This window comes from Pseudohoeflea suaedae, from assembly GCF_004354915.1.
GTDB classification, from domain to species: Bacteria; Pseudomonadota; Alphaproteobacteria; order Rhizobiales; family Rhizobiaceae; genus Pseudohoeflea; species Pseudohoeflea suaedae.
The window spans coordinates 716,820-729,351 of record NZ_SMSI01000002.1 but is presented as its reverse complement, the minus strand read 5'-3'; the positions used below and the strand labels follow the sequence as shown (position 1 = coordinate 729,351).

Sequence of the window (12,532 nt, the reverse complement as noted above, 5' to 3'; positions counted from 1 at the left end):
ATCGGCGCAGCGCCCCGAGGGGCCAGGGAGGACACAGATGTTTGACAGCCTGAAAAAGGAACACATCGTCGCGCGCGACGATTTCAACCGCTGGAAGGTTCCGCCAGCCTCGATCGCCATCCACCTGTGCATCGGCTCGGTGTACGCCTGGAGTATCTTCAATCCACCGCTGACCAAGCAGTTCGGCGTCGTCGCCGCATCGGCCGGCGACTGGGATCTGCAATCCGTGGTCTGGATCTTTTCGGTCGCCATCGTTTTCCTCGGGCTTGCCGCGGCATTCGCCGGCAAGTGGCTTGAGGAAGTCGGTCCGCGCATGGTCGGCGTGGTCGCCGCTCTCTGCTGGGGCGGCGGCTTCATCATCGGCGGCTTCGGCATCATGACCCACCAGCTCTGGCTGGTCTATCTCGGTTACGGCGTGATCGGCGGCTGTGGTCTCGGTCTCGGCTATGTTTCCCCCGTCTCCACATTGATCCGCTGGTTCCCTGACCGGCGCGGCATGGCGACGGGCATGGCGATCATGGGTTTCGGCGGCGGGGCCATGATCGCCACCCCCATCAAGGAGAGCCTTCTGTCGTTCTTCTACAAGGCGCCGCAATATCTGGGTGCCGAGAGCGCTGTGAACCTCGTCACCGAGGGCGGTCGCCGCATGGCGGAAGTCAACGGGCAGATGGTGGAAGTGGTGGTCGCTTCGGCCAAGCAACTCGCCTCGGCCCCAATGGCCCTTCAGGAGGGCGTCTACGTTGTCGGCACCGGCAATACCGGCGCGGCCGGCACGTTCTTCACGCTGGGTATCGCCTATTTCATCGTGATGATCATCGCCTCCTTCTCCTACCGCGTCCCGCGTGAGGGCTGGAAGCCGGCAGGCTGGACGCCGCCGACCGCGGAAGCGGCATCCCGCAAGATGATCACCCAGCACAACGTCCATATCGACCAGGCGCTCAAGACCCCGCAGTTCTGGCTGCTCTGGATCGTTCTCTGCTTCAACGTGACCGCCGGCATCGGCGTGATCGGGGTCGCAAAGACGATGATGACGGAAATCTTCGGAAGCACGCTGCCGCTGATCGTCAACTCGGCTTTCGCGGCGACCTACGTCTTCATGATCTCGGTTTTCAACATGGTGGGCCGCTTCTTCTGGGCCTCCACGTCCGATTTCATCGGGCGCAAGAACACCTACCACATCTTCTTCATTCTCGGCACGATCCTCTATCTCTCTATCCCGTTTGCGGCACAGCAGGTCTCGGTTGATCCAGCGGTGACATGGCTGGTGATGTTCTATGGTGCGACCATGATCATCTTCACCATGTATGGCGGCGGCTTCGCCACGATTCCGGCTTATCTCGCCGATATCTTCGGGACGAAATATGTCGGCGGCATCCACGGTCGTCTTCTGACGGCATGGAGCACGGCCGGCGTTCTCGGGCCGCTCGCCATCACCAGGCTGCGCGACATGTCGATCACCAGTTCGGTGAAGGAGCTGGCGGCCAAGGTTGATCCGGCGGTGTTCCAGGAGAAGTTCGGTGCCGGCATCGACCAGCTCGATACGCTGGTTGCGGCCAAGACGGTGACGATCTCCCGACTGATGGAAATCGCTCCCAGTGGAACGGTCGACCCGACGCCGAGCCTCTACAACACGACGATGTACGCCATGGCTGCACTCTTGGTCATTGCGCTGATCGCCAATATACTGGTCAAGCCGGTTCACGAGAGCCATCACATGGAGGCGGAAGAGGCCTCCGCCGGCTCGAAGGACGCCCTGACGGCAGGTCGCGGTGCGCCGACCCAGGCGGCCAAGGCCTGATCGAAGGCTGAATGACATCGGGCTTCGGGTCGATTTCAGCCCGGAGCCCGGCAATAAAGACGGTTCCCGAAGAGAACCGAAGAAGACACGGAATGGGAGGATGCCATGCCGGCCACCACGACGGACACCATGATCGAGAAGGCGCGCGCCATCGTGGACGCGCATCGCCATCTCGAAGGTCCGCTTCTGCCCATTCTTCATGCCGTTCAGGCCGAATTCGGCTACGTCCCGCGCGACGTGCAGCCGGCGATCGCGGACGCGCTCAACATCTCGCGCGCCGAGATCCACGGCGTTGTCAGTTTCTACCATGATTACCGGAGCGAACCCGCGGGCCGTCATGTGATCCGCATTTGCCGTTCCGAAGCCTGCCAGTCGATGGGCGGGGAAGCGGCTGCCGCTTCGCTTCTGCAAAAGCTCGGTCTCGACTGGCATCAGACAAGCGCCGATGGCGCGGTGACCGTCGAACCGGTCTATTGCCTCGGTCTGTGCGCCTGTTCGCCGGCGGCGATGGTGGATGGCGACGTCTATGGCCGTCTCGATGACGAGACCATCAACGACATTCTCGAAGAGGTGCGGACATGACGGTCACGATCTACGTTCCCGGCGATTCCGGCTCGCTCGCGCTCGGCGCCGACAAGGTTGCGCTCGCCATTGCCAGCGAAGCCGAAGAGCGCGGCCTCGATATCCGCATCATCCGCAACGGTTCGCGCGGTCTCTACTGGCTGGAGCCGATGGTCGAGGTCGAAACGGCGGCGGGCAGGGTGGCCTATGGCCCGGTCAAGCCGCGCAGCGTCAAGGGCTTGTTTGATGCGGGACTGGCCGAAGGCAAGGGCGACCATGAGCTCTCGCTCGGCGCGACCGAGGAAATTCCGTTTCTCAAGCGTCAGACCCGGCTGACATTCGCCCGCTGCGGCATCGTCGATCCGCTGTCTCTGGACGACTACCGCGCCCATGGCGGCTTTCGCGGCCTGGAAAGGGCACTTTCCATGTCGCCCGAGGAAATCGTCGCAGAGGTCACGGAATCGGGGTTGCGCGGTCGCGGCGGAGCTGGCTTTCCGACCGGCATCAAGTGGAAGACGGTTCTCGAAGCACAGGCGGACCGGAAATACATCGTCTGCAACGGCGACGAGGGCGACTCCGGCACATTCGCCGACCGCATGATCCTCGAGGGCGATCCCTTCGTGCTGATCGAGGGCATGGTGATCGCCGGCCTCGCAGTGGGCGCCACCAAGGGCTACATCTACATGCGGTCCGAGTATCCGCACGCAATCGAGATGACCGAGAAGGCCATCGAGATCGCGCGTGAGGCCAATATTCTGGGCCCGTCCGTACTCATGTCGGGCCAGGCGTTCGAGCTGGAGGTCCGGGTGGGCGCGGGCGCCTATGTCTGCGGTGAGGAAACCGCGCTTCTCGACAGCCTCGAGGGCAAGCGCGGCGTGGTGCGGGCAAAACCGCCGCTTCCCGCGCACAAGGGTTTTCTCGGCAAGCCGACAGTCATCAACAATCTGGTTTCGCTGGCATCGGTGCCCGTCATTCTCGACAAGGGCGGTGCCTTCTACAAGGATTTCGGTCTAGGACGTTCACGCGGAACGATCCCGATCCAGATCGCCGGCAATGTCAGGCATGGCGGTCTCTACGAGGATGCTTTCGGCCTCACGCTCGGAGAGATCGTCGAGGATATCGCAGGCGGCACGGCGTCCGGGCGGCCCGTCAAGGCCGTGCAGGTCGGCGGCCCGCTGGGCGCCTATTTTCCGCCCGAACTGTTTGATACGCAATTCGACTACGAAGCGTTCGCCGCGCGTGACGGACTTATCGGCCATGCCGGGCTCGTCGTCTTCGACGACACCGTCGACATGCTCGACCAGGCTCGTTTCGCCTTCGAGTTCTGCGCCATCGAAAGCTGCGGCAAATGTACCCCGTGCCGGATCGGGGCCGTGCGTGGCGTCGAACTGGCCGACAGCCTGAAGCAGGGCGAGCCTGGTGTCGGGCAGATCGACCTGATCCGCGACCTCTGTGATACGATGAAATTCGGTTCGCTCTGCGCGCTTGGAGGCTTCACGCCCTATCCGGTGCTTTCGGCGCTCAACCATTTCCCGGACGACTTCCGCAAGGAAGCAAGGCGCGAGGCAGCGGAATGAGCACGGAGAAGGTAAAAGGCCCGGCTTCCTATTTCCCGTCGATCGAGAAGACCTACGGGCGGCCGGTGCAGGAATGGCTCGACATGATCGAACCGCGCAGCGGCGAGCCGCATATGGCGATCGTCAAATGGCTCAAGGAAGAGCACAAGCTCGGCCATGGCCACGCCAACGCGCTGGTCGCCTATCAGCTGGCGAAGAAGAAGTCCGACAACGGAGCAAGACCATGAGCAACGTTCGACAGAAAGACTACGGCACCCCGGCATCCCGCGCGGAAGCAACCGTTACACTTACCGTCGACGGTCGCGAGATCACCGTGCCGGCCGGAACCTCTGTCATGCGCGCCTCCGCGGAAGCCGGTGTCGGCATTCCGAAACTGTGCGCCACCGACATGGTCGACGCCTTCGGCTCCTGCCGCCTCTGCCTCGTCGAGATCGACGGCCGGCGCGGCACATCGGCCTCCTGCACCACGCCGGTGGAAGCGGGCATGGTGGTCCACACCCAGACGGACCGGCTGAAGAAGCTGCGCAAGGGCGTGATGGAACTCTATATCTCCGATCACCCTCTCGACTGTCTGACCTGCGCGGCCAACGGCGATTGCGAACTGCAGGACATGGCGGGCGCCGTCGGCCTTCGTGACGTGCGCTACGGCTACAAGGGCGAAAACCACGTTTTCGCACGGGACAATTCGGGTGAAACCAATCCACGCTTCATGCCGAAGGACGAGAGCAATCCGTATTTCACCTATGATCCGTCCAAATGCATCGTCTGCTCGCGCTGCGTGCGGGCATGCGAGGAAGTGCAGGGCACCTTTGCGCTGACCATCGAGAACCGCGGTTTCGCCTCCCGCGTCTCGCCCAGCATGCACGAGACCTTTCTGAGTTCGGAATGCGTGTCATGCGGGGCCTGCGTTCAGGCCTGCCCGACGGCGACATTGCAGGAAAAATCGGTCATCGAGATCGGCACGCCCGAGCACGCGGTCGTCACGACATGCGCCTATTGCGGCGTCGGCTGCTCCTTCCAGGCCGAAATGCGCGGCGAGGAAGTGGTCCGCATGGTGCCGTGGAAGGACGGCAAGGCCAATCGCGGCCATTCCTGCGTCAAGGGCCGTTTTGCCTGGGGCTACGCCACCCACAAGGATCGCATCCTCAATCCGATGATCCGCGAAAAGACCTCCGACCCCTGGCGTGAAGTCAGCTGGGAGGAGGCGCTCGCATACACGGCGAAGGAATTCCGCCGCATCCAGCACCAGTATGGCCGCACGGCCGTCGGCGGCATCACCTCGTCGCGTTGCACCAATGAGGAAACCTATCTGGTTCAGAAACTGGTGCGCGCCGGTTTCCGCAACAACAATGTCGACACCTGCGCCCGCGTCTGCCATTCGCCGACCGGCTACGGGCTCGGCAAGGCATTCGGCACCTCCGCCGGCACCCAGGATTTCGATTCCGTCGAACATACCGACGTGGTTATCGTCATCGGCGCCAACCCCACCGACGGGCACCCGGTATTCGCCTCGCGGCTCAAGAAGCGGTTGCGCCAGGGGGCGAAACTGGTCGTCATCGATCCGCGCCGCACCGATCTGGTGAAATCCCCGCATATCAAGGCGGCGCACCATCTGGCGCTCAAGCCCGGCACCAACGTGGCCGTGCTGACGGCTCTTGCCCATGCCATCGTGGACGAGGCGATCTTCGACGAGAGCTTTATCCGGGAACGCTGCGACTGGTCCGAATTCGAGGACTGGGCGTCCTTCGTCTCCGAGGAGCGCCACAGCCCCGAAGCGACGGAAAGCTATACCGGCGTACCGGCAGGCGAACTGCGCGCGGCTGCCCGCCTTTTTGCCACCGGCGGCAACGGCGCGATCTATTACGGCCTCGGCGTGACCGAGCACAGCCAGGGCTCGACCGCGGTGATGGCTCTCGCCAACCTCGCAATGGCAACCGGCAATATCGGCCGGCCCGGGGTGGGGGTGAACCCGTTGCGCGGCCAGAACAACGTGCAGGGCTCCTGCGACATGGGCTCCTTCCCACATGAACTGCCGGGTTACAGGCATATTTCGGGCGGTGAAACGCGCGAGATCTTCGAAAAGCTCTGGGGCGTCGAACTCGACAACGAACCGGGCCTCAGAATTCCCAACATGCTCGATGCGGCGGTCGATGGGACCTTCCGTGGCATCTACATTCAGGGCGAGGACATTCTCCAGTCCGACCCGGATACCAAGCATGTCGCCGCCGGCCTCGATGCGATGGAATGCGTCGTCGTCCACGATCTCTTCCTCAACGAGACGGCCAACTACGCCCATGTCTTCCTGCCGGGGTCCACTTTCCTCGAGAAGGACGGGACTTTCACCAATGCGGAGCGCCGCATCAATCGCGTGCGCAAGGTGATGACCCCGAAGAACGGCTATGCCGACTGGGAGGTCACGCTCAAACTCGCCCAGGCGCTCGGCCTTGACTGGAATTACAGCCACCCGTCCGAGATCATGGCCGAGATCGCGGCGACCACGCCGAGCTTCGGCAAGGTCACCTATGAGTATCTCGACAAGATGGGCTCCGTGCAGTGGCCATGCAACGAGGCCCACCCGGAAGGCTCTCCGATCATGCATGTCGATGGCTTCGTGCGCGGCAAGGGCAAGTTCATCCGCACCGAATATGTGGCGACCGACGAGAAGACCGGCCCGCGCTTCCCGCTGCTGCTGACCACGGGCCGCATATTGAGCCAGTACAATGTCGGCGCGCAGACACGCCGGACCGCGAATGTGGCCTGGCACGAGGAGGACCTTCTGGAAATCCATCCGCACGACGCCGAGCAGCGCGGCATCGTCGAGGGCGACCTGGTCCGCCTCGCAAGCCGCTCCGGTGAAACGTCGCTTCGCGCAAAGATCACCGACCGCGTATCGCCAGGCGTCGTCTACACGACATTCCACCACCCCGACACGCAGGCCAATGTGGTGACCACCGATTATACCGACTGGGCGACCAACTGCCCGGAATACAAGGTGACCGCCGTCCAGGTCTCGCCCGCCAACGGCCCGACGGGCTGGCAGCGCGACTATGACGAGCAGGCCCGCCAGTCGCGCCGCATCGAGGCCGTCGAACCCGCCGAATAGGCGGGTTCGCGAGGTCCGGCGGATGGTCGACCACTTACGAAAACTGCCCGAGGAGAGCCCCGTCGCGCTCACCTTCAACGGCGTCACCGAAGCGGTGATGATGGCGACCCCGTGCGATCTGGCTGATTTCGGCATCGGCTTTGCGCTGTCGGAGGGGATCATCCGCAGCGCCCGCGAGGTTTCGTCGCTGGAAGTGGTCTGCCTCGATGGCGGCCACGACGTGCAGATGTCGATACCGACCGAGCGGCAGCAGGCGCTGACGGCCCGCCGCCGCAAGGCAATGGGGCCGGTCGGCTGCGGATTGTGCGGCATCGAATCCATCGAGGCGGCGCTGCGCGACCTGCCCGAGCTCGCGGCCGGCCTGCGCATCGATTCTGCCGATATCGCCGCTGCCGTCGATGCGCTGGGCAGGAACCAGCCGCTCCGGGCGGAAACCGGCGCCATGCACGGGGCAGGGCTCTTCGTCCCGGGAAAGGGCCTCTTGCGCGCCCGCGAGGATGTCGGCCGCCACAATGCGCTCGACAAGCTGATCGGCGCCTGCGCCCGCGACGGTATCGGTCCGGCATCCGGCGCCCTGGTGATCTCGAGCCGTGTGTCAGTCGATCTGATTCAGAAGGCCGTCGCCGCAGGCAGCGAGATCCTGATCGCCGTATCCACGCCCACCGAGCTTGCCGTTAGCACCGCCGAACGGACCGGCCTGACACTCGTCGCCCTGGTGCGCGGCGAGGATTACCGGATATTCAGCCGGCCGGAGCGGATATCGCACCACGATGCCATTGACGAAAAGACTGCGGGAAGGAACGCCGATGTCGCCTGACAAACTCATCTACATGGCCAACCAGATCGCAAGGTTCTTCCACAGCCAGCCCGAGCAAGAGGCCGCAGCGGGTGTTGCCGAGCACATCAACAAGTTCTGGGAGCCGCGCATGCGGACCCAGCTCTTCGAGATGACGGATGCAGACAATGAAGGCTTCGATCCGCTGGTGATTTCGGCTTTGAGCGAGATCCGGCGCCCCGAGGTGCAGCAGTAAAGAGCCTATCGCTGTACCGAAGTCAGGAGCTTGTAACCCGCGAAGACGAAGAACGCGCCGAGCGCGCCTTCCACCCATGAGCGGAAGCGCACAAGAAGCGAGCGTACGGGAGCGGCCGACAGAAGCAGCGCATAGGCCGAGTGTCCGACGAAGGAATTGATCCAGGCAAGCAGCACGAAAAGTGCGATCACCGGCCAAGGCGCGTGGCCGACGCCGCCGACAGCCGCGATCGCCAGCCAGAAAGCGATTGCCTTGGGGTTTGTCACCTGCAGGAGGAAGCCGGCAAGCGCGGTGCGCGCGGCACTTTTGCCCGCCACGGCATGGAGCTCCAGCGGCGGCGGGTTTACGGCCTTCGAAAACGCCTTCCAGCCGAGCCAGAACAGATAGAGGCCGCCGACGATCCGCATAGCGGTCATCGCATAGGCAATCTCCGCGAAGAGCACCGCGATACCCAGAACGACCGATCCGGCCAGGATGATCGATCCGCAGGAAATGCCGAACGCGGTCATCAGCGCCGGCGCCCGGCCGCGCGCGGTGGCAACGCCCAGAATGAGCATCACGCCTGGCCCGGGCGAAAGCACGCCGACCGTCTGGATCGACAATGCGAGTAGAATTTGCGGCAGGTATTCGGCGAACATGGACATGTCTCCAGGCAGGAGGAAAGCTACCATGTTCCATATTTGTTCCGCCCGGATCGAGTCAACCCGTATATCCGCCCGCAAAACTGCTGCTGACATCTTCTGGCCAGATTGCAGGGCAAGACTTTAAGCTGATGCTGAAACGCCGGAGGGAGCGACCACGCATGGTGCAGGGCCTCAGCCACATGACCTTCATCGTCGGCGATCTCGACAGGATGGAAACGTTTCTGACCACGATCTTCGACGCGAAAAAGGTCTATGACAGCGGCGATGAAACCTTCTCCCTGTCCAGGGAACGGTTTTTCCTTATCGGCGAGGGCGAGGGCCCCGTCTGGGTCGCGACGATGGAAGGCGAAAGCCTGCCGACGCGCAGCTACAATCACATCGCCTTCAGGATCGACGATGCGGAATTCGACGAGTATGTCGAACGGATCCGGACGCTTGGCCTCGATATCCGCCAGAGCCGCGCACGCGTCGAAGGCGAGGGCCGGTCGATCTACTTCCACGATTACGACAATCACATGTTCGAGCTTCATACCGGAACGTTGGAAGAACGGCTGAAGCGCTATGCCCGAGGGCGCTGACCCGCGTCTCATGACCGGAACGCCCGTACCGGTTAAATTCGTGCTTCGTTCCTAAAATATATGACAACGGACATATCTCATGAGCATCATCAGCCACATCACGCTCGGCACCAATGATCCCGCCCGCGCCGGACGGTTCTACGACGAGGTCCTCGGCATTCTGGGTTTCGACCGTCTTCCGAAGCCGCCGGGAAAACCGCCGGCCTATGCTAGGGACGGCCGCATGCCGACGATCTATCTCTACACGCCGGAAGACGGCCGGCCGGCGACCTGGGGCAACGGAACCCATGTGGCCTTCGTCGCCGAGACGACGGCAGCGGTCGATGCATTCCACGCGGCAGCGCTCCGTCTGGGCGGCATGTGCGAAGGCAGGCCGGGACCGCGACCGGACTATGGCGAGACCTATTACGCCGCCTATGTCCGCGATCCCGACGGCAACAAGCTGCAGGCGGTGTGTTACGCCTGAGGCAGGTGGAGGAGAGGACGATAGGACACCCGCTCACTATTGATGACGTTCTCGCGCTGCGGGAGTTTCCCATTATCTGCGGACCCCAGTTCGCCTATGATCGGGCAGGGAAACGGCTGGCATTCTGCCTGCCGAAGAGCGCCGCGGAGAGTAAGCGGTTATTTCTCGACGCCATAGGCGGCGGGGAGGGCGTACTTCATGTAATCGACCTGGCGACGTCCGCCGACCGCACCCTGCCTGCGCCCGATGGCCTTGGCACTCTGGCGCCGGTCTGGTCGCCGGACGGGTCCATGATTGCCGTCGCCGTGGCGGACGGACTGTCGCTCCGTCCGGCCGTCGTTGACGTCGAAAGCGGCGCGATGCGTGTTCTGGTCGAGCGCAACCTGACGCTGCCCGGAACCAAGACATTCTTCCACTGGATCGACGATGCCACGCTCGCCTGCGAAGTGACAGTCGGCAACCGTCCGACCCTCTGGCTCGACGTCGAGAAGCGTGGCGCGATGGCGAGCATCGCCAACTGGCACAAGGCGTGGAAGGGGCAGGAGGCGACGGCAAGTCCGCTCACGACCGATCAGCCGGAGACCGTACTGGAGGAAGCGGAGTACTGTGTCATCGACGTGGGGACCGGACGGTACGATGTCTTTTCGCGCGAAGGACCGCGACCGGATCGCCTCGAGGCCTTTGACGGGCGTCCCGAGCCGGACTATCCGCCGCGCGTAGTCGGTCCTGGAAAGCCTGTTCCGCCGCAAAGCATTCTGGCGGCGACGCATCCGGAAGGGAGCGAGGCAATCTACCTGACACGATCGGACGACGCCACGCGCGTGCTGAGGCTGGCACGAGACAAGCCGCATGTCATCTTCGAAACCGACACGCATATGGCAGAGGTTGTGCCGTCGCGATCGTTCACGATGCCTTTCGCGACCGGAGCCGGGCAGGAGGCGCAGCTTCGCGTTATCCTTCCGCCGGATTATCGTGAAGGCGAGAGCCGGCCCGCCGTCCTCTGGGTCTATCCCGGCTTCAAGGCTGGTAGCGAGATGGCGCACCGCCAGCATCTCCTGAACCAGCCGGGCATGTTCAACCTGCATCTTCTGGCGGCGCGGGGCTACGTCGTCATCATTCCGTCCATGCCCTATGACGAGAATGGACTCGGCGTCGAGCGCGTACTGGCGGACTGCCTGATCGAGACCGCGCATCCGGCCTGCGACGCCGTCGTCGCGGCGGGCTATGTGGACCGCGCCCGGATCCATGTCGCCGGACACAGTCTCGGCGGATGGGCGACGATGGTGCTCCTGACGAAGTCCGAAGCATTCCGTTCCGGTATCGCGATGGCAGGGACCAGCAATCTTCTGTCACAAACCGACGATGTCAGGCTTCGCTTCGACGCCATCGTCGACGACAGCCGTGCACCCGGCATGTCGTCCAACTATCATCTCAAGTGTCCGCCGTGGGAAAGGCTCGACAGCTACCTGCGCAACAGTCCGCTGTTTTCTGTCGAGCAGATTTCGGCTCCGCTTCTGATTATTCACGGCGATCAGGACTATGTCGAGATCGGCCAGTCGGAGCAGATGTTCGCGGCATTGCGGTCTCTCGGTAAACCGGCGGAATTCGTCCGTTACTGGGGCGAGGGACATGTCTTCGAAAGCCCGGCCAATATCCGAGATGCGTGGGAGCGGATCATCCTCTGGCTCGAACGTGCGCACTGACGAAGAAAGGGCCGCGAACCGATTGATCGCAGTTTCCCATGATCGCCAGCCGGCCGAACAGCCGATGCGGCGAAGCCGTCAGCGCATTGCCGGTCAGGCGAGATAGGTGCGGAACCAGGCCACCATCCGTTCTTCCGCGAGCTTGGCGGCGGCCTCGTCATAGCGCGGCGTCGTGTCGTTATGGAAACCGTGGTTCACGCCGGGATAGATATGCGCCTCGTAAACCTTGTCGTTGGCCTCCATGGCTTTCTGGAAGGGCGGCCACATGGCGTTGATACGCTGGTCGAGCGCTGCTAGCTGGATCATCAGCGGGGCCTCGATGCCGGCGACCTGCTCGGCCTCGGGGAACGAGCCGTAGAAGGGCACGCCGGCCGCCAAATCGGGATAGGCCGCCGCCAGCCTGTTGACCACTCCGCCGCCGTAGCAAAAGCCGGTCGCGCCGACCTTGCCGTTTGTGCCGTCGAGCGCCTGCAGATATTCGAACCCGGCAAAGAAGTCGTTGAGCAGGGCGCCCTGATCCAGTTTCCGCTGCATCTCGCGGCCTTCGTCGTCGCTTCCCGGATAACCTCCGAGCGAGGACAGCCCGTCGGGCCCCATGGCGATGAAGCCTGCCTTGGCGAGACGGCGCACGACGTCCCGGATATACGGATTGAGTCCCCGGTTCTCGTGAACCACCAGGATCGCCGCAGGTGGATTCTCCGGATCGATTTCGGTGGGACGGACGAGATAGGCGGTTATATCGCCGGTACCGTTCGGGCTCGCATAGACGATATCCTCGCCCTTGATGTCCGCGTCGTCCTCGGCGACCTGCTGGGCCAGCGCGTAGTTCGGCGAGAGCGTGCTCAGGATCGCGGCGGCAGTCAGGCCACCGACGGCCCATTTGCCTGCACGGTCCAGAAATTCGCGTTTGGTGATCTTTCCGTGCGCGTAATAATCGTAGAGATCCAGGAGGTCCTGGTCGAAGTCCGTCGCCGTAAGGCGACGCACGGGTGTCTGCTCATTCATGGTCCGATCTCCGCTCTCGTCTCGATGTCCAGGAGACGCTACACGCAAATCCGTCCGGCGTCGCGA

General features: G+C 63.2%; 12 protein-coding genes. 10 read left to right on the top strand and 2 right to left on the bottom strand.

Annotation, left to right across the window (positions count from 1 at the left end; all coding sequences use genetic code 11):
* The first annotated feature begins 37 nt into the window (after positions 1-37).
* The 7 genes from E2A64_RS18060 (at position 38) to E2A64_RS13555 (ending at position 8,070) form a co-directional block, all read left to right on the top strand.
* Positions 38-1,798 (top strand): OFA family MFS transporter, encoded by a 1,761-nt coding sequence (locus E2A64_RS18060; RefSeq protein ID WP_133284997.1) that lies wholly within the window; start codon positions 38-40, stop codon positions 1,796-1,798.
* Between the two features lie 105 nt (positions 1,799-1,903).
* Positions 1,904-2,380, top strand: a complete 477-nt coding sequence (locus tag E2A64_RS13580; protein WP_133284996.1) for a formate dehydrogenase subunit gamma — start codon at positions 1,904-1,906, stop codon at positions 2,378-2,380.
* The gene (locus E2A64_RS13575; protein ID WP_133284995.1) at positions 2,377-3,936 is read left to right on the top strand and encodes a formate dehydrogenase beta subunit; all 1,560 of its coding nucleotides are present in this window, start codon (positions 2,377-2,379) and stop codon (positions 3,934-3,936) included. The genes E2A64_RS13580 and E2A64_RS13575 overlap by 4 nt, the downstream gene beginning before the upstream one ends.
* Positions 3,933-4,163, top strand: a complete 231-nt coding sequence (locus E2A64_RS13570; protein WP_133284994.1) for a DUF4287 domain-containing protein — start codon at positions 3,933-3,935, stop codon at positions 4,161-4,163. The genes E2A64_RS13575 and E2A64_RS13570 overlap by 4 nt, the downstream gene beginning before the upstream one ends.
* On the top strand, positions 4,160-7,039 hold the full coding sequence (gene fdhF / locus E2A64_RS13565) for a formate dehydrogenase subunit alpha (protein ID WP_133284993.1): 2,880 nt from the start codon (positions 4,160-4,162) through the stop codon (positions 7,037-7,039). Before E2A64_RS13570 ends, fdhF begins: the two co-directional genes overlap by 4 nt.
* Positions 7,040-7,061: 22 nt before the next feature.
* Positions 7,062-7,856, top strand: coding sequence for a formate dehydrogenase accessory sulfurtransferase FdhD (fdhD, locus tag E2A64_RS13560; RefSeq protein WP_244598281.1), 795 nt, complete (start codon positions 7,062-7,064; stop codon positions 7,854-7,856).
* A complete protein-coding gene (locus E2A64_RS13555; protein WP_133284991.1) occupies positions 7,846-8,070 on the top strand; it encodes a formate dehydrogenase subunit delta in 225 nt (74 codons plus the stop codon). Before fdhD ends, E2A64_RS13555 begins: the two co-directional genes overlap by 11 nt.
* Positions 8,071-8,075: 5 nt before the next feature.
* Here E2A64_RS13555 and E2A64_RS13550 read toward each other — a convergent pair whose 3' ends face one another.
* Positions 8,076-8,741 carry a LysE family translocator gene (locus tag E2A64_RS13550; RefSeq protein WP_244598280.1) on the bottom strand — a complete coding sequence of 222 codons (666 nt, stop codon included), beginning with the start codon at positions 8,739-8,741 and terminating at the stop codon, positions 8,076-8,078.
* Between the two features lie 131 nt (positions 8,742-8,872).
* Here E2A64_RS13550 and fosX point away from each other — a divergent pair, with 131 nt between their 5' ends.
* The 3 genes from fosX (at position 8,873) to E2A64_RS13535 (ending at position 11,461) form a co-directional block, all read left to right on the top strand.
* Positions 8,873-9,292, top strand: coding sequence for a FosX/FosE/FosI family fosfomycin resistance hydrolase (gene fosX / locus E2A64_RS13545; protein WP_133284990.1), 420 nt, complete (start codon positions 8,873-8,875; stop codon positions 9,290-9,292).
* Positions 9,293-9,371: 79 nt separating this feature from the next.
* Positions 9,372-9,758, top strand: a complete 387-nt coding sequence (locus E2A64_RS13540) for a VOC family protein (protein ID WP_174235793.1) — start codon at positions 9,372-9,374, stop codon at positions 9,756-9,758.
* Between the two features lie 290 nt (positions 9,759-10,048).
* Complete coding sequence (locus tag E2A64_RS13535) at positions 10,049-11,461, top strand: alpha/beta hydrolase family protein (protein ID WP_133284989.1); 1,413 nt, start codon at positions 10,049-10,051, stop codon at positions 11,459-11,461.
* A gap of 93 nt (positions 11,462-11,554) precedes the next feature.
* Here the strand turns inward: E2A64_RS13535 and yghX are convergent, their stop codons facing one another.
* Positions 11,555-12,448 (bottom strand): YghX family hydrolase, encoded by an 894-nt coding sequence (gene yghX, locus E2A64_RS13530; RefSeq protein ID WP_133285081.1) that lies wholly within the window; start codon positions 12,446-12,448, stop codon positions 11,555-11,557.
* Positions 12,449-12,532: the final 84 nt, after the last annotated feature.